Source organism: Paenibacillus sp. FSL R5-0517 (assembly GCF_037974355.1).
Classification (GTDB): Bacteria; Bacillota; Bacilli; order Paenibacillales; family Paenibacillaceae; genus Paenibacillus.
Genome location: NZ_CP150235.1, coordinates 5,133,351 through 5,150,093 on the forward strand (window position 1 = coordinate 5,133,351; position 16,743 = coordinate 5,150,093).

The 16,743-nt window shown below is 44.9% G+C and carries 17 protein-coding genes; 7 read left to right on the forward strand and 10 right to left on the reverse strand.

Annotated elements, in window-relative coordinates; genetic code table 11:
* Window positions 1–43 precede the first annotated feature (43 nt).
* Window positions 44–1,864 carry an ABC transporter substrate-binding protein gene (locus tag MKX40_RS22905; protein ID WP_339236538.1) on the forward strand — a complete coding sequence of 607 codons (1,821 nt, stop codon included), beginning with the start codon at window positions 44–46 and terminating at the stop codon, window positions 1,862–1,864.
* Between the two features lie 55 nt (window positions 1,865–1,919).
* Here MKX40_RS22905 and MKX40_RS22910 read toward each other — a convergent pair whose 3' ends face one another.
* The 3 genes from MKX40_RS22910 to MKX40_RS22920 form a co-directional block, all read right to left on the reverse strand.
* On the reverse strand, window positions 1,920–2,561 hold the full coding sequence (locus MKX40_RS22910) for a sugar O-acetyltransferase (RefSeq protein WP_339236540.1): 642 nt from the start codon (window positions 2,559–2,561) through the stop codon (window positions 1,920–1,922).
* Window positions 2,554–3,555 (reverse strand): ROK family protein, encoded by a 1,002-nt coding sequence (locus MKX40_RS22915; protein WP_339236542.1) that lies wholly within the window; start codon window positions 3,553–3,555, stop codon window positions 2,554–2,556. The genes MKX40_RS22910 and MKX40_RS22915 overlap by 8 nt, the downstream gene beginning before the upstream one ends.
* Window positions 3,556–4,049: 494 nt before the next feature.
* Window positions 4,050–4,505 (reverse strand): hypothetical protein, encoded by a 456-nt coding sequence (locus MKX40_RS22920; protein WP_339236544.1) that lies wholly within the window; start codon window positions 4,503–4,505, stop codon window positions 4,050–4,052.
* Between the two features lie 216 nt (window positions 4,506–4,721).
* On the opposite strand from MKX40_RS22920, the gene MKX40_RS22925 reads away from it, so the two are divergent.
* Window positions 4,722–4,922 (forward strand): hypothetical protein, encoded by a 201-nt coding sequence (locus tag MKX40_RS22925; protein ID WP_339236546.1) that lies wholly within the window; start codon window positions 4,722–4,724, stop codon window positions 4,920–4,922.
* Window positions 4,923–5,075: 153 nt separating this feature from the next.
* On the opposite strand, the gene MKX40_RS22930 is transcribed toward MKX40_RS22925, so the two are convergent.
* Window positions 5,076–5,813 (reverse strand): cyclase family protein, encoded by a 738-nt coding sequence (locus MKX40_RS22930; RefSeq protein WP_339236548.1) that lies wholly within the window; start codon window positions 5,811–5,813, stop codon window positions 5,076–5,078.
* Between the two features lie 95 nt (window positions 5,814–5,908).
* Between MKX40_RS22930 and MKX40_RS22935 the strand changes: the two genes are divergently transcribed.
* Complete coding sequence (locus MKX40_RS22935; protein ID WP_339236549.1) at window positions 5,909–6,883, forward strand: YafY family protein; 975 nt, start codon at window positions 5,909–5,911, stop codon at window positions 6,881–6,883.
* Between the two features lie 88 nt (window positions 6,884–6,971).
* On the forward strand, window positions 6,972–7,607 hold the full coding sequence (locus MKX40_RS22940; RefSeq protein ID WP_339243169.1) for a type 1 glutamine amidotransferase family protein: 636 nt from the start codon (window positions 6,972–6,974) through the stop codon (window positions 7,605–7,607).
* Here MKX40_RS22940 and MKX40_RS22945 read toward each other — a convergent pair.
* Window positions 7,591–8,517: an NADP-dependent oxidoreductase gene (locus tag MKX40_RS22945; protein WP_339236552.1), complete on the reverse strand. Its 927-nt coding sequence runs from the start codon at window positions 8,515–8,517 to the stop codon at window positions 7,591–7,593. The genes MKX40_RS22940 and MKX40_RS22945 overlap by 17 nt on opposite strands.
* Before the next feature lie 198 nt (window positions 8,518–8,715).
* Between MKX40_RS22945 and MKX40_RS22950 the strand changes: the two genes are divergently transcribed.
* Window positions 8,716–9,594: a PhzF family phenazine biosynthesis protein gene (locus MKX40_RS22950; protein ID WP_339236555.1), complete on the forward strand. Its 879-nt coding sequence runs from the start codon at window positions 8,716–8,718 to the stop codon at window positions 9,592–9,594.
* Window positions 9,595–9,669: 75 nt separating this feature from the next.
* On the opposite strand, the gene MKX40_RS22955 is transcribed toward MKX40_RS22950, so the two are convergent.
* The 5 genes from MKX40_RS22955 to MKX40_RS22975 form a co-directional block, all read right to left on the reverse strand.
* The gene (locus tag MKX40_RS22955) at window positions 9,670–10,617 is read right to left on the reverse strand and encodes an alpha/beta hydrolase (protein ID WP_339236558.1); all 948 of its coding nucleotides are present in this window, start codon (window positions 10,615–10,617) and stop codon (window positions 9,670–9,672) included.
* A 111-nt stretch (window positions 10,618–10,728) separates the two neighbouring features.
* On the reverse strand, window positions 10,729–11,445 hold the full coding sequence (locus MKX40_RS22960; RefSeq protein WP_339236560.1) for an expansin EXLX1 family cellulose-binding protein: 717 nt from the start codon (window positions 11,443–11,445) through the stop codon (window positions 10,729–10,731).
* Window positions 11,446–11,778: 333 nt separating this feature from the next.
* Complete coding sequence (locus MKX40_RS22965) at window positions 11,779–12,984, reverse strand: cation:proton antiporter (protein ID WP_339236562.1); 1,206 nt, start codon at window positions 12,982–12,984, stop codon at window positions 11,779–11,781.
* Between the two features lie 3 nt (window positions 12,985–12,987).
* On the reverse strand, window positions 12,988–13,494 hold the full coding sequence (locus MKX40_RS22970; RefSeq protein WP_339236564.1) for a cation:proton antiporter regulatory subunit: 507 nt from the start codon (window positions 13,492–13,494) through the stop codon (window positions 12,988–12,990).
* Window positions 13,484–13,957: a GreA/GreB family elongation factor gene (locus MKX40_RS22975; protein WP_339236567.1), complete on the reverse strand. Its 474-nt coding sequence runs from the start codon at window positions 13,955–13,957 to the stop codon at window positions 13,484–13,486. Before MKX40_RS22975 ends, MKX40_RS22970 begins: the two co-directional genes overlap by 11 nt.
* A 388-nt stretch (window positions 13,958–14,345) precedes the next feature.
* Here MKX40_RS22975 and gdhA point away from each other — a divergent pair, with 388 nt between their 5' ends.
* Both gdhA and MKX40_RS22985 read left to right on the forward strand, forming a co-directional pair.
* The gene (gene gdhA / locus MKX40_RS22980) at window positions 14,346–15,731 is read left to right on the forward strand and encodes an NADP-specific glutamate dehydrogenase (protein ID WP_339236569.1); all 1,386 of its coding nucleotides are present in this window, start codon (window positions 14,346–14,348) and stop codon (window positions 15,729–15,731) included.
* 150 nt (window positions 15,732–15,881) lie between these two features.
* Window positions 15,882–16,739 carry a pentapeptide repeat-containing protein gene (locus MKX40_RS22985; RefSeq protein ID WP_339236571.1) on the forward strand — a complete coding sequence of 286 codons (858 nt, stop codon included), beginning with the start codon at window positions 15,882–15,884 and terminating at the stop codon, window positions 16,737–16,739.
* Window positions 16,740–16,743 lie beyond the last annotated feature (4 nt).

Sequence of the window (16,743 nt, forward strand, 5' to 3'; positions counted from 1 at the left end):
AAAAAATTACACATCACACATTCAAGATATGGAGGGTAATTCCATGAAAAAACGCACACTGATCTCATTGCTATTAATTCTCGTCATTGTGATATCCGGCTGCAGTGTAAAAACGAAAACCGAATCACAGGCGGAGACCGCACCATCAGACACAACAGAAATCGCACAAAAACCGGCAGACATTGAGCTGCTTGCCATGAGTTCTTCCGAAAATGACGTGAATATTATCCGTGACCAGCTGACCAAAAACGGCTTCAATGTGAAGCTGAACCTGCAGCCAGATTACGGCAGCTTCAAATCCCAGCAGGATGCAGGGAATTATGACATGGCCTTGTCCAGCTGGACAACGGTAACGGGAAATCCCGATTATGCCGTACGTTCTCTTTTCAAAACAGGTGGAGATTACAGTATCCTCGCAGATGGGGAGATTGATAAGCTTATCGATCAGGCAGCTACCCAAACACCAGACCAATACAAAGATACGTACAAACAATTGGAAGATCGCTTGGTAACGGATCAGGCTTATATCGCTCCTCTGTACATTTCCCTGAAAAGTCAGGCTGTGAACAAAGACATTCTGAATGTCGAAACCGTGCGTCTCTCCAAATCCCGCGCGATGGCCTGGGAACCGATTGAATTCAAGGACAGCTCCAAAAATGCCAAAGATCCGCTGATTCTGACGCAAAGCGCATCCGTACTGACTTCCCTTGATCCGATCAAAGGAAATGACGGTTCCATCAACCAGTTGAATACGAATATGTATGTACGTCTCGTTAACCTCACAGATGACGATCAACTGACAGCAGAAGGATCATTGTCTCATAATTTTAGCATTGCTGAAGGTAATTCAGATTACTACTTCATTCTCAGAGACGATATCAACTTTGCGAAGATTGATAACAAAAAAGCTGTAGATACAGGAGAACGTGTCGGTGCAGATGATGTCATCTTCTCCCTGGATCGTGCGAAAAACAAAGATTCCGTTCCGGATCACCGGACATACAGTCTGCATGAACATATCAAAGAAGCTGAGGTTGTAACGGATCTGAGTGCATTGCAATCCATTAAACAATCCAGCGGTAACGGCACAATCCTCGAAGCATTGGAACAAGGACTGGGCAGCAAAATTACAGAACTCGTAACTGACAAAACCAAAGCGGATAATAGCGCAGGAAAATATCAGGTCGTTAAACTGACAACAACGGAACCTTTCCCACAAGTACTGAACTACCTGGCTCACCAATCAGCCGGGATCGTGTCCAAAAAACAGGTGGAGAGCATCAACACTTATGATGTAGCTTCTTTTGACGTCAACAAAGATATTCCTTACGGTGATCAGAACACGGTGACTGAAGGCGCATCATACAATAACACCCTGTATACGAGCGGACCTTATATTTTGTCATATAAAAATGACTATGAAGCTGTATTCTTGCAAAATCCGGGATACCGCAAAGGCACTGAATATGCACCGAAAATTGCTCAGGTCAATGTCCGGTTCATCGCGGATGCAGACAGCGCCCTCTCTGCTCTTCGCAGCAGTGAAATTCATTTATACTACGGTGTGCCTGAAACCAAGTATGACATCATCAAAAATGACGGCAAATTGCATCTGCAAAGCATTCCGAGCAACGCTGTTTCTTATCTCTTGTTCAACACGGCCAACCGTGATGTGGCCAAGAGCAGTGATTTGAGAAAAGCCGTACTGTACTCCATTAATCAGGATGAAATTTTGAGCTTCTACAAGAATAACAAACTCAAAGCATACTCCACAGTAAGCCCGCTCGTTCCGACCGGGAATGAATTGAAAGCTGATCCTGCAAAAGTAAAAGAATTCTTGAGCAACTATAACGCCTCCAAATAAACGTATACCAAAAAAGCTGTCACTGGATCATCTACCGATCCTGGTGACAGCTTTTTTATTCTTCCAGCACACGGCAATCTGCCAAAACATCGGGGTAATTGAGCATGCTGTCTGCTTCAGTAATTTTGCGAATTACCTTACACGGAACGCCTGCTGCAAATGAATGCGGTGCAATATCACGAGTCACGACACTCCCAGCTCCAATGACACATCCATCTCCAATGGTTACACCTCCGCACACCGTGACGTTCGCCGAGATCCATACATCGTTTCCAATCGTGACAGGTTTGGCATAACATAGCGACTTCACATCACCGTTCTGATCCACCATCTGTCTCCGCTCGCTGGCAATCATGGGATGAATGGGAGTAACAATCGTAACGTTGGGACCAAAACTGGTATAGTCCCCGATCGTCACTGGTGCATCATCTTGTATCGTCAGATTGTAATTACCGAAGAAGTGATCGCCTATCCGGGTATGCACACCATAATGAAAGAAGATGGGGCCTTGCAGGAATCCACCTTTACCGATCTGCCCCAATAGCTGTTGCAATATTTGTTCCCTTTCCTGCGTCTGTTCCTCAAATGTCTGACTGTAACGCTGACTGAGATTATGGGCCCGCCTTTTGATAGTCTTTAATTCCGGATCACTTGGACTAAACAATATGCCCTTCATGATTCTCTCTTCTTCACGCATGATGAATCCTCCTCTTCAACGCCTTAAGAACCATTCCCCTTAACCCAGCATCAAAATCATGTTGAAACGAGTCCTGATGTACGATCTCGGGCAATGCCGGCATGGGATGCTGCTCCCCGTACTGTTTCCACGCCAAGTCCAGTTCTTCTCTCTCCACACGTTCCTGATAAATGACAATCTGGTGCGGGGCGACGACGGCATTGATCGTTTGCAGAATATGACATACCTGCAATACAAAGTCGTTTTTGCTCATGTCACGTCTCCAATCTGGTGAATAAGGAAGATACTTAACCTCACCAAACATCCCGTTTTTCCCGCGGATCATCTGTCCATTCAACATCATGCCCATACCCGGCGGGTATCGGTTAGGAAAATAAATTCCTGCTACACTCTGTTCTTTCAGATCAGCATGCTGTGCACAGTACCCGCTAATCGCTGCATTCACATCATTCTCCACGAGAACGTTCAGCTGGAACTCGCTCTCGATCTCCCGTATCAGATGGGAATGAATAAGCTCTTCATGACTGCTCACCGTGATATCCCCGTCCACGGCTTGTCCTGGAATTCCGATGCCAATCATATCAATGGAGGGGTACTCCGCAACGAAACGCGCAATAAGTTGCAGCACATGTTGTTTATCAAAAGCAGGCAGGATGCTCTCTTCCTTCAACACAACCTTATTCTCCAGATTCATGACCGTTGCCGAAATCAACTCTTGGCCTTTCATCTCTTTGATGTAAAGAACCAAAGCAAGCTTGTAATTATAATTATATCGATATGCCTGAGCAGGACGCCCGCCATTCGAGGGAACCACTTTATCCTGGAACAACTCTCCGCCATCACATAATTCCTGGATCAGCGCATTGATCGTAACCACACTAAGATTGGTTAATGAGGCTAATTGCGGTTTGGTTGCCGTCTCGATCTGCTGCATGACTTCACGCACATTATTCAAATTGATGTATTTCATCATTGTAGCATTGGCTTTTTTCATAATCCTCTCGTTTCCACTCTGGTTCAATGGAGCCAAAGCAATGGTATGGATGTCATTTCACTCCATATCATAGCACAACGTAATACCTTACTCGAACCCACGAGTTCCTTCGTGCTCGCCAATAATCGGAATCGCCAAAGTTGCTCTGTTCACTCAAACAAATCATCCATCGACTTCACAGGTTTTACTTCAATCGGCTGTTTTGACAAGACCATATTTGCATAGGCACCAGCCCAAATTATAATTGCCATAATAACGTATACCATCCATGCACACCTCCCTGTTTCCTGCAAATTATGATTTTGCGATATTCATACATATGCTTATTTCTCATTAATAAATATACTTTATAAAGTTTATTACGTAAGTATGCGAGGATATCCGTTCTTTGTCAACTACAACAACATGTTTCCGCTCGAGGCCCATAACAAATAGCCGGCGAAAGAATCATTCAACGATTCTTTCGACAGCCGTTTGTTCCATATACAAGCAGTTTATTTCGAATATGTTCGCTGTACAGAAGGTAATAAAGTCACAACTTGAATACCCACTCCCCATGCAAAATAGACCAAGTGAATGATAGAGACATCCTGAATCCAATACACCTGCACCATAATCCAGATGATGAGGGCAAACCCCGTGTATAAGGAAAAAGTCCAGGCCCAGTAGCGGTCAGGATAGAGATTCAGCCTCTCACCCGGCGCCCAAGGAGTGCAGCGTATGAGTGCAATAGCAATCATTAAAGGCATCACACCAAGAACCAGCAATAGGATGATTCCCGGAAACAAAAAACTGGAAAATGGAGAATTCAGCAACAAAGATTCAGGCAAATTCACCATATTTCCAGTTGGGTTGATGATTAACATGCTTCCTCCAACGATCGCCCCAACCCCCAGAATTCCATGCATCAAACTGAGTAACCACGATCTACCTTCACTTTGCTTCATCATGAATTGCTCCTTTCTTCCTCTCGTTTCTCAGCCTCATACAGTCAATCTTAGAAGGATGATGATCGCCCCCTCTAGTACCATTCTCACACATGCCGTGCATTGTTCCTGTGCTTCTTTTCACTATATTGATCTCGAACATCATTCATAATGGTAAAACTTGATAAAAGAACGTACGTTCGGTATAATGAAATTATCCTGAATAAGCGAGAGGCAGATATGGACGACAAATTTATTAAAGAATTACGCGAGATTGGTCGGGATGACAGACGAAGATCGGAATTTATGATTCAAGGCTTGAAGGAGACACTGCAAGAACGCAAAGAAGAAGGTGTACTCAAACGCTGGATACGGCGTAAGAAAACAGAGAAGAAAATCTCTCAAAGATTTAATCAAGATCCTCATTCGGATCAAAAGTAACAACATAAAAAAGGAGGCGTATTGCGCCTCCCATGCTACTTACATATGTGGATCAGTTAATCTAGTTAATACCTGATTGATCTATTAGTGCGCGTTCAAAATGGTCGGTTTTCAGTACCAAGAAGATGGAATGATGCTTGGACCTACCCCGTTTCACGGCAGAATAGCAAAGGATCGAACCGGGAAGCCGGAGGCTTTCTCCGCCTTGGGTACAATATTGAAGATGACCGCGCCTTTAGCTGGCACCTGATCCAGATTCGTTAACAGCTCAACCTGGTATGTATCCTGAGCAAGCACATAATATTCTGCCAGGAGTGCCCCATTCTTCTGATAATCTACGGCTGAATCCGTGTCAAAGGTTTCGTGCCCAATGGCCTTTATTTTTCGTTCCTCAAATAAGAACATAAGTGCACTCACCGACCATCCAGGTGCATGACTGTTGCCCTCATCATCCTTGTTATCAAAGGCTTCATGACTCGGCCAACGTTTGCTCCAATCCGTACGTAAAGCTACGAAGCTTCCTGCTTCAATCATGCCATGTTCTCTTTCAAATTCATGAATATGCTCTACATCCAGTGTAAAATCCGGGTTATTCGCCACTTCGGCTGACTGGTCAATGACGATAAGCGGGAGCACAAGCTCCTTCAAACCTAGTTCATCCAGATACCGGGTATCCCGAACAAAGTGAATCGGGGCATCAAGATGTGTACCATACTGACCAGGGAACTTGAAGCTCTGAGCAAAGAAACCTTGATCGTGATTAAACAGCGTATCAAATTGGGCTTCTTCAAAAGCTGAGAAATGTGGGGATTTCGGTCCAAATGTATGGGTCAGATCCACCCACTTCTTTTCTTTTAACAATTGAATGGCTTGAATGAGTTCGTTGGACATCCGTATCACCTCATGCACAGAATGGAATAAATTTCCCCTATTATATCCTATTACACCAGAAAATAAATGATTGATTAATCTCTGAGGTGAAATTAATGTCTAAGCTGGATAATATGTTGGCCATCCTATGGCTGCTTAACTCAGGCCGAAAAATTACAGCCCATCAAATATCTGAAAAATTAGAAATGAATATACGAACCGTTTACCGTTATATGGATGCACTTTGCGCCAGTGGAGTACCGATAATATCTGACACGGGTCATCATGGCGGGTATACTCTCTTGAATCAATTCATTAAAAGTCCTCTTCTTTTGGATGTAGGAGAGAAAACGACATTACTTCATGCTGCCATATTCGCCAAAGAAGCTGGGTATTTTTTAGGAGAGGCATTAGATAGCGCAACTTCAAAGCTTATGATGCACTCCAATCAAGAACAGGAGAATATGATTAAGCAACAATTTGAAGGGGTTGAAGTGATCGGTTCCCTTGGGAAGCCAAGAATAGAGCCCAGTACTGAGATCATATTAAAGACATTAGAGCAAAGTGTACTCCAAAAGTCGTCTGTAGAAATCGATTACCTAACCAGTCACGAAGAGCAATCCAAGTGTAGAATCGTGGACCCCTATGGAATAATCTATTGGAATCATCATTGGTATGTTATAGCCTTTTGTCATTTTCGGAATGACATTCGCAGTTTTAGAGTGGATCGAATCATTTGTGCTAACCAGACAGAAATGATGTTCAACCGACCACCTCATTTTTCGGCAAGTGAATTTTTCAGAGGCAGCCTCCTTCCGGAAGCACAAAATCCGACATCATTTATTCCTCTGGTGCTTACAGGTAAATCAAGCACACTGGATGGCCTATGCCTGCATTGGTTTTTGGGACACCATCTCCAAGAACGGACTGCTGAAAAAGCAACATTCTCACTCGACAAAGAAGACATCCTTCAATATGTTCCTATCTTGCTTTTATCCTATGGCAGATCTGTTCAGGTCATTGAACCTATAAGTTTGAAGCAAAGGATGGTTGAAGTTCTGCATGATCTCATTGATCATTATCAAGTTTGAAAACTTTACTGACGGTAAATGTCAGTGAAGTTTTTTTATAATACAAGAGTAATCCAATCAATCATGAATAACAAAAGGGGTGTGTATGATGCAAAAGAAGAACATATATCTTTATGTATTTAATACGATGTCAGACTGGGAGGTAGGTTATTTAACTGCGGAACTGAACTCGGGAAGATATTTTAAGAAAGATATTGAGCCTTTACAGGTTGTAACCGTAGGTGCAGATCAACATCCGGTAACGACCATGGGCGGATTGAACATCCTTCCCCATATTTCGATTGATGAATGTACGTTGAAAGGTAACGACGTCATCATTCTTCCGGGAGGAAATACCTGGATGGACACCATCCATGATCCCCTATTAAAAAAAGTTACTGACGCTATAGAAAAAGGTACGGTTGTTGCGGCCATTTGTGGTGCCACAGTTAGACTCGCAAAGATGGGGTTACTGGACTCCATACAGCATACAAGCAATGATCTGCAATACCTGAAGATGATATGTCCAGATTATACCGGAGAAACTTATTATCAAACGGAGCCAGCAGTAACCGATGGAAATGTAGTTACTGCATCTGGAATAGCTCCGTTAGAATTTACGATGCATGTACTGAAGAAGCTGAATGTCTTCACACCAGAAACTTTACAGGCCTGGTACAATCTGAATCGGACTCAAGAGTCCACATACTTCTATGAGTTAATGAACTCTATTGCACCTGAATAACGAGTTTTCCACGCGTATGATGGGATTCACTTTTCTCGTGTGCTTCCCTTAATCCCTGCTCAGTTAACGGGTAGGTTCCATCAATAACCGATTTGAGTTTGCCTTCCGCAGCCAGTTCAGCCAACTGATCCAGTTGATCCCCTTTGGGCTCCATCATGAAGACGTTGGCCGTCACTCCAGCTTCCTTGGCAAGCTTCTCATCCGGTTGTTCCACCAAGGATACCAGATGCCCGCCGGACTTCAACACCTTGAAGCTGTCGCGCTGAATATCACCACCCATGGTGTCCAGTACAACATCATAACCGGAGAGAATCTCCGAGAAATCTTCTTTTTTATAGTTGATAAAATGATCCACACCCAGCGATCGAAGTAACGCTTCGTTTGAATCACTGGCCGTAGAAGCCACTTCAGCGCCGAGGGACTTGGCAATCTGAATGGCATACGTTCCCACACCACCTGACCCAGCATGGATGAGTACCTTCTGCCCTTTACCTAGACGTCCATGATCTACAAGAGCTTGCCAAGCCGTCATCGCTGCCAGCGGGATCGCTGCCGCTTCCTCGAAGCTTAAATTCTCCGGTATACGGGCAATAATGTCTGCATCAACTGGGACATATTCTGCATAGGTTCCGAATTCGCGCGGACGTGCAAATACCCTGTCACCTTCTCTGAACCTTGTAACATTTGAGCCTACTTCAGCCACAGTACCCGCAACATCTCCGCCCAGAATCAACGGAAAATTATCCGCTGCTTCTTTCATATAGCCTTGTCTAATCTTAAAATCCACTGGATTGACCGACGTGGCATGCGTTCGGATCAGCACCTGATTCACTCCACATGCTGGTTTGGCTACTTCTTGTTCCTTCAATTGTTCCGCTCCACCAAATTCCTCAATCACAATTGCTTTCATTAGAGATCCCAGCCTTTCCATTGGATTATCTTTTGCTCTCTCTCCCTTCATTACCCTTTCCCAGCAGTCACTTGACCTATTCATTCAAAAAATCACAGCAATCAAGGGATTCACTATCCAGTTCAACAATCATGATATAATGTCGATTATTGATTATGTTAGTCCTTAATCCAATACTTGAACAAGTGAGGTAACAATATGGAAGTTGAAGTAAGTACATTACATGCATTTTCGGACAAGGCTCTTGGCGGAAACCCCGCAGGTGTTGTTTTACAAGCAGCGCATTTGTCTGAATCCCAGATGCAGGAGATAGCCAGACAAGTCGGTTTTTCAGAAACTGCATTTGTTATGCCATCGGAACAGGCTGATTTCAAAGTACGTTTCTTCACTCCAAGTGATGAAGTTGATCTCTGCGGACATGCCACAATTGCTTTATTTTATCTAATGAAAACACAACATCTCGTTGATGTTGGTACATATACACTGGAGACACTCGCCGGAATTCTTAAAGTTGTTATTGAAGACAATGGAGAAGTCTACCTAGCACAGACTTTGCCGGAGTTTGGGGAGATCGTGGATCGTCAGCAGATTGCCGATTCATTACGTATTTCTACGGAGGATTTACATTCCGAACTTCCTGTACAGATTGTGTCTACCGGGCTACCTGATATCATGATAGCTGTTAAAGATGTTGATGTTCTGACCAAAATTGATCCTGACTTCCAGCGTATCACGGAAATAAGCAAGGCTCATCATGCCATAGGTTATCACGTGTTTACACTCGAATCAGATGTTATGGACGTTCTGACCGAATGTCGTAATTTTGCACCACTGTATGATATACCGGAAGAGAGTGCAACGGGTACCTCCAATGGTGCCATGCTCTGTTATTTACACCATTACAACCAGCTTACAGATCCTCATCATCACACGTATACGATCAGACAAGGGTATACCATGAACCGCCCCTCCGAAATCCGGGCCAGATTAACTTTGGACAGCTCCAATGAAATTATACAGATTCAGGTTGGCGGTCGTGCAATTCATATCAAAAACATTCAAATTCACTTCCCTTAATGGGAGGTGTTTTCTATATTAAAGATATGAGAACTATGTATTTTTGAAGCCATATCATGACCTTATATCATTGAATTATTGAATCTCTTGTAAAAATCGTAACACCGCTACCTCCAACTGCTTCAGTCCTGGCTGTTCTATAGGAAAATGGCCTGCACCCTCCAAAATGATGCATTCCTTATCTACCACCAAACGATCAAAAAAAGGTTGGCTGAACCTGATCGGTGTCATGGGGTCCAATTCGGGGTGAACCAACAGGACCGGACACTGGCTGAACTGTTCCGGGCTTACTTCCGGTTCTTTATCAAGGAATGTTCTTAATAATTCCAACGGAATGCGCGTAGCTGCCGCTTGTGGATCATCCATAATAAGCCGGGTTAAGTCCTGGTTATTCGTAATCAGTTGCATCCGGGATACCTGCTTGACCGAAATACGTACATGGTCCAGCAAACCAGGGAACAGATCCATCATACGTTTCCCCACACGGCTCACCAGAAGGTTCGGTGCAAGCTGATCACGCATTTCCTGATTACTCGTGTCTACAAAGGTAGTTGCGATCAGACCCTTAACGTGCTTGCTACGTGCACTGGTGTGATAGGCAAGCATCCCTCCGATGCTACTTCCCAATACAACGATGGGCTTGCCATCTTTCATGTATTCCCGTTTGATGAGTGACACAAGTAACTCTATCCATAGTTCGTAGTTGATACGTGTACCAGACATTGCGTAACTTAACCCATATGGCGGAAGATCCGGCGATACCACCTCGTATCCATGTCGCTGCAACATGCGGGCATACGGAGCGAGCAACCTGCCATTGCCTCCCGCACCATGAATAAACAGAATTTTGATTGGAGACTCCGGTGCAGGTAAACGATCCATATGCAGATGAACCCCATTTGACTCCCACCATTCTTCTTCAGGAACTGTATGCTCCCCTAACCTCACTTCTTCCGGGAAAAAAGCCTGATACTGCTTCCAATAGGGATGTGTTGTCTGATATGAAGGCAAACTTTTTTTCATACGGTTGATTCTCCTCTTTTCATGTACCCAAAAAAAGCCGTACTATGTACGACTTTTCGTTAAGAATACGTCAATGAACATACTTCTTTTTATAACACCTTCGTATATCTGTCAATCCGAAAACTGGACATTGCCCGGTACGATGTACGCACCACCTGATCCATCATTAGGTAGAGCTGGGATCGTGTCATTTATTACCTGACCGCGAATATCGGTCATACGAACGTATAGTTTTTCTTTGCCCAGTCCGGTTCCGAGGAAATGATTATAGTCCTGCTTTTCAAGATTGAGCCACGTACCATCCTTCTGTTTCACTTCGAACTTCAGCACCGGATACTTATGGTTGCGGACCTGAATGGCTGCCCACCACTGACTGCTGCCTTCCTTGATCCGATAGGAGACATTGCCTTGGGTGGGAGCTTTGACTACTTTCCAGCTGATATTGATTCTGCCTGCCTTTGGGTCACCAATCAGGTTAAAGGCATTTGGCGATAGATCGAGCGCTCCACTGGCACCCTCCGGATAGAGGTCTGTTACATAGACCGTTGTTTTGCCTTTCGGACCTTGGACTTCGAGGTAGGCTCCCGCTAGAGCAGCTTTGACACCGTTATAATTGAGCTGGATTGGATTAAGTGCAGTAATTTTCATGTCCGAAGGGATGGGATCAAGCAACAGCGCACCTCCCGAGTAACCTGAGCCCGTATACGTCGCATAACCCTGATATGTATCATTCCACGCGGCAGATGCAGGTAGAGCAAATAATACGAGACTGAGCAAAATCCCTGTACTGGCCCATTTTAACCGCTGAAATCTACTTTTCTTGTTCATGAGCTATTCCCCCTCTAATTCTCGTGTAAATGGTACGTTCAACTGCTAGAATCAAATATAACATTATTTTACATAATAACTTTTTACTTTCAATCCATTTCTGCCAAATCACATCCAAAGTCCTGCCTCTGAATTTGAACATTCACGACCACGCACAAGATATGGATACATACGATAAATTGGTGTGTTAAGCATGATTTCAAGCCGATATTCGGTCCATTTCTATTAATAAAAAAACGCCACACCCCGGAGTGATTTCTCACTCCAACCGTGTGACGCTTATTAGGCCTTGCGGTCAGAATTCTCTGACTGTCCAAGGACAGCTACATCGCCTCATCCTGTCTCCCTTCGTTTCACCCGCTTCCTTAGTCGCTCATACTGTGCGTAGATCCGCGGAGATTCTTTCGTTAGGATAGGCCCCAGCACAGCCAGAATTAACACATACAATACGGCAAACGATTGAATGGATACCATCAGCCCTCCGGCCTTGCCGATGTTCGCCATGATAATGGAGAATTCGCCCCGGGAGACCAGGGTAAAGCCCACATTCAAGGAGGCCTTAGGACTCATTCCAGCCAATCTGCCAGCGATCATGCCTGCACCATAGTTACTGGCGATTGTCAGTATAACGGCAATGATCGTCATGCCAATTGCTCCGCCAAGTGAAGACGGCTCGATGGTCAGACCAAAACTGAAGAAGAAAATGGCACCAAAAAAATCTTTGAAAGGCATGATCTGGTGCTCAATCCGACTGACATGTCTTGATTCGCCCAGCACAAGACCCATCATCAATGCTCCGATGGCTTCCGCTACATGCAATGTTTCTGAGAAACCAGCTACCAGGAAGAGCAGTGTCATGACGGTAAGCAGGAACAACTCTGATGACTTGATATTCAGTGCCTTATCAATATATTTGATGCTTTTCCTGCCAATAATCAGGAACAGCACAATAAACAGCAGGGCAGACAGGGATACCAGCAGAACACTTAAGAATGAAGTTGCCCCGCTGAGCACAAGCCCGGTCAGGATGGAGATATGAATCGCGATGAACAAGTCATCGAACATGATCATGCCCATAATAATCTCTGTTTCAGGGTTTGCGGTGCGTTTCAGATCAACGAGCACTTTGGCTACAATGGCTGTAGAAGAGCTCGTCATGATCCCACAGACAACGAGAGTCTCCTGAAGGGGCAGATCCATGAACCACCCCAACAGTAATCCAGAGACAAAATTAAGCCCTACATAGAACATGCCTCCGGTCAGAATGGCTTTACCAGACTTTAATAGACGGGAGACAGAGAACTCCAGACCCAGGTAAAATAGCAAAAACAAAATGCCAAGCCTGCCCATAAATTCAATAAAGGTCGAACTTTCAATAAAACGCAAATCCACTATGCCGATCTGTGGTGCATGTGGTCCAACAGCCATACCAATCAGAATATAGAAAGGAATGACTGAAAATCGTAATCGTGAAGATATCAGCCCAGTAAGTGTAATCAGCGCAACGGCAATTCCCACTTCGAATATGAGCATATCCATAGGCTAAGTCCGTCCATCAGTCAACAATTGTTTGAGGTGTTTAATCTGATTCCGTTCACCGGCAACGACAACTGTAGCTCCCGCGGTAAAAGCATAATCCGGACCTGGATTAAAATGTTTCTCCTTATCCTTGGTCACCACAGCAAGAATAACAGCGCCCGTAGCCTGACGGATATCCAGTTCACCAATCGTCATGCCTACGCTTGATGCGTGAGGTTCAATTCGTAGCCATTCGATTAACAACCCTTCAAGCATGACTTCACGCTCATCTTGAAACTTCGGTTTATAGGTCATACCCCCAACGATGGCGGCTACCGCCCGGGCTTCATCATCGTCAAGGGTGACAAGAGATACCATATCCCCCATCTCTTCAGGTGTATCCCCTGACTCCATATGGAACAGGTCACGCCTTTCGTCATTATGAATCACAATGACCAAGTGCTCACCACTACGGGTATGCAGCCAGTATTTACGTCCAATCCCTGGTAAGTCTGTCTCTTTAAAGTGCATGATCTGCACCTCCCAAGGCCGACTCGTTTAAGGTTTCGCCCCGCAGCTCAATGCCTGTGATGCGTATTCTCATGGAACCTGATGGTGTATGGACAGACCTAACTTCCCCTTTGCGGCCAAGCAGCAATTGACTCCCCACTGGAGAGAGGAAGGAAATGCGACCCTCATCCGGATCCGTATCTTCTGGCATGACAATCATGAATGAATCTGACGTATGAAAATCGATATATTCAAAATCAATATGACTGCCGATCAATACAGCCGAGTCCAGATCTTCATCAGGGCCCAGTAGCAGTTTTTCCACATATTCCGTATAGGCCAGCAGTTGTTTTTCCATTTGTATTCGCTCTGGATCACGCACGTCGAAATAGGCGTCGAGAAATGTTCTTTTCTCTTCACCGAATGTAAATAGCTGGCTCACCAGCTTCTCTCTGCAATTATGGCGGGAAGTCCTATGGTTCATAATAGATTTCACCCCCTATACAAGCCTTGTTCTCCATGTTGATTGGCATGTTTCTCTTCATCATCTTGTTGTCCTCCTTCTGATTGTTAAAAGGCCTCGGGATACGAGACCTTCTTACCATCTTACCAAAACTAATATTTTAATCCAGTATATTCGTCTAACTCGCTTTTATATTATCATTTGTGGTCATATCTTCCATTTAATAACTCCATTCTTCACATCATGTGGTAGATCCATAGAACATTTTAATTACTGCATAAAAAACATTTTATGAATTTATATCTCGTATTTTTATTTGCTTTACTGTATATTTAACTACAAACTTTTATTCAATTTATGCAAATAGGTATTTAAAGACTTTAACACGATAAAGGAGTGCATCGAAAAAGTGTCCACGATAACAAAAGAAACTACAGAGTCCGTTCAAGTTACTGCCGCAGAATATGTTCATTCCGTCTATGAGTCGGTTGTCGCCAGAAATCCGCATGAAGACGAGTTCCATCAAGCTGTCAAAGAAATTCTGGATTCCCTTATTCCAGTTATTGAAGCACACCCGAAATATCGGAACCATAGTCTGCTGGAACAGCTTGTCGAGCCCGAACGTGTAATCACATTCCGTGTCCCATGGGTAGATGATCAGGGCAAAGTTCAGGTTAACCGTGGATTCCGGGTGCAATTCAACAGTGCCATTGGTCCTTACAAAGGCGGACTTCGCTTCCACCCTTCTGTATACTCGGGCATCATTAAGTTCCTCGGCTTCGAACAGATCTTCAAAAATGCCTTGACCGGTCTGCCTATCGGCGGTGGTAAAGGTGGTTCTGACTTCGATCCGAAAGGAAAATCGGATCTGGAAGTTATGCGTTTCACGCAAAGCTTCATGACAGAGCTGTACAAATATATCGGCTCAGATACCGATGTACCGGCAGGAGACATTGGTGTAGGCGCAAGGGAAATCGGTTACATGTTCGGCCAATACAAACGTATCCATGGTGGGCATGAAGCAGGCGTATTGACAGGTAAAGGTCTGCTGTACGGAGGAAGCTTGGCACGTAAGGAAGCCACTGGCTTCGGATGTGTGTACTTCGTGAAGGAGATGCTGCAATCCAAAGACCTCAGCTTCCAAGACAGCACAGTCGTAGTCTCTGGGTCTGGTAATGTATCCATCTATGCTATTCAAAAAGCCCAGGAGCTTGGAGCCAAAGTCGTGGCATGCAGTGACTCAGGTGGCTACATATACGATCCACAAGGTATCAACCTGGATACCGTGAAACGTCTGAAAGAGGTTGATCGTCTTCGCATCAGCGAATACATCAAAGAACATCCGCATGCTACATATACCGAAGGCTGTGAAGGAATCTGGTCTATTCCTTGTGATATCGCTCTTCCGTGTGCGACGCAAAATGAGATCGATGAAGAAGCTGCTGCCCTTCTGGTTAAAGGTGGCGTGAAAGCCATTGGCGAAGGCGCAAATATGCCTTCCACCCTGGCTGCCATTGATGTCTTCCACGGCGCGGGCGTACTGTTTGGTCCAGCCAAAGCGGCTAATGCTGGTGGTGTAGCCGTGTCTGCTCTTGAAATGTCACAGAACAGCATGCGGTTGTCCTGGTCATTTGAAGAAGTAGACGCCAAGCTTCATGACATCATGAAGAACATCTACAACAGCTGTGTGGAAGCTGCTGAAGAGTATGGCTGTGAAGGCAACCTCGTAGCCGGAGCGAATATCGCCGGTTTCCTCAAGGTCGCTGATTCCATGATCGCTCAAGGTGTTGTTTAATTTTTGATTCTCCACGATTAAAAGGCGTTCCCATCTTATTTGGGTAAACGCCTTTTTTTCATTGTCTCTAATTGCTCTAATCGCAGGGCAATGGTAAAGTGGTACAGACGTAATTCCATTTATTTGTACTCGTATAAGGAAGTGTTTACATTGTCCAACCAACCATTTGTCAGTACTGAGAGTCCTCATCTGAGTGCAGACTGCGAGCAATGTTTTGGCCTGTGCTGTGTTGCCTTGCCCTATGGCAAGTCATCTGATTTTGCTTTTGAAAAGGCCAGCGGCACACCCTGTCCCAATCTGCGCACGGACAATCGCTGCGGTATCCATACCCAGCTTCGGCAGAAAGGGTTCAAAGGCTGTACGGTATATGACTGTTTCGGAGCTGGACAGAAGCTGTCTCAAGTAACCTACGCGGGCAAGGATTGGCGTGATCATCCGGAGTCTGCAAAGGAGATGTTTGATTGTCTGCCTGCCTTGCGACAAATTCACGAGTTGCTCAGTTATATGAAGGAAATGATGATGAGACCGGAGACATCATCCCTTCACTCGGCATTCGGTGAGTTATATGAGGAGATCGAGCGCTTGAGCAATCTGGAGCCTGCGGCCCTCCTGCGTCTGGACATCGTTCATTATCGGTCCTCGGTGAATCAACTCTTGGTTCAGGCCAGTGAAATGATACGTGCGAATGTGCCAGCCGCCGCCGCTCATGGACAAGGGAAGTCGAAGAAGAATAAAAAACGTACCGGAAGTGACTTTTTTGGTGCCAACTTAAAAGGGGCTGACCTGCGGGGCGCAAGCTTCCGAGGGGCTTTAATGATCGCAGCCAACCTCCAAAATGCAGATATACGAAATGCCGATTGGATTGGTGCGGACTTACGGGATACGGATCTGGGCGGTGCAGACCTGAGAGGTGGCATCTTCCTCACGCAATCGCAGATTAATGCAGCCAAAGGTAATGTGAATACCAAGTTACCTGATCATCTCAACATTCCCTCACACTGGGGATAGCACA

Coding starts and splice junctions, on each gene's coding strand:
- MKX40_RS22905 (WP_339236538.1), top strand. CDS start 44: ATGAAAAAACGCACACTGATCTCATTGCTATTAATTCTCGTCATTGTG.
- MKX40_RS22910 (WP_339236540.1), bottom strand. CDS start 2,561: ATGCGTGAAGAAGAGAGAATCATGAAGGGCATATTGTTTAGTCCAAGT.
- MKX40_RS22915 (WP_339236542.1), bottom strand. CDS start 3,555: ATGAAAAAAGCCAATGCTACAATGATGAAATACATCAATTTGAATAAT.
- MKX40_RS22920 (WP_339236544.1), bottom strand. CDS start 4,505: ATGATGAAGCAAAGTGAAGGTAGATCGTGGTTACTCAGTTTGATGCAT.
- MKX40_RS22925 (WP_339236546.1), top strand. CDS start 4,722: ATGGACGACAAATTTATTAAAGAATTACGCGAGATTGGTCGGGATGAC.
- MKX40_RS22930 (WP_339236548.1), bottom strand. CDS start 5,813: ATGTCCAACGAACTCATTCAAGCCATTCAATTGTTAAAAGAAAAGAAG.
- MKX40_RS22935 (WP_339236549.1), top strand. CDS start 5,909: ATGTCTAAGCTGGATAATATGTTGGCCATCCTATGGCTGCTTAACTCA.
- MKX40_RS22940 (WP_339243169.1), top strand. CDS start 6,972: ATGCAAAAGAAGAACATATATCTTTATGTATTTAATACGATGTCAGAC.
- MKX40_RS22945 (WP_339236552.1), bottom strand. CDS start 8,517: ATGAAAGCAATTGTGATTGAGGAATTTGGTGGAGCGGAACAATTGAAG.
- MKX40_RS22950 (WP_339236555.1), top strand. CDS start 8,716: ATGGAAGTTGAAGTAAGTACATTACATGCATTTTCGGACAAGGCTCTT.
- MKX40_RS22955 (WP_339236558.1), bottom strand. CDS start 10,617: ATGAAAAAAAGTTTGCCTTCATATCAGACAACACATCCCTATTGGAAG.
- MKX40_RS22960 (WP_339236560.1), bottom strand. CDS start 11,445: ATGAACAAGAAAAGTAGATTTCAGCGGTTAAAATGGGCCAGTACAGGG.
- MKX40_RS22965 (WP_339236562.1), bottom strand. CDS start 12,984: ATGGATATGCTCATATTCGAAGTGGGAATTGCCGTTGCGCTGATTACA.
- MKX40_RS22970 (WP_339236564.1), bottom strand. CDS start 13,494: ATGCACTTTAAAGAGACAGACTTACCAGGGATTGGACGTAAATACTGG.
- MKX40_RS22975 (WP_339236567.1), bottom strand. CDS start 13,957: ATGAACCATAGGACTTCCCGCCATAATTGCAGAGAGAAGCTGGTGAGC.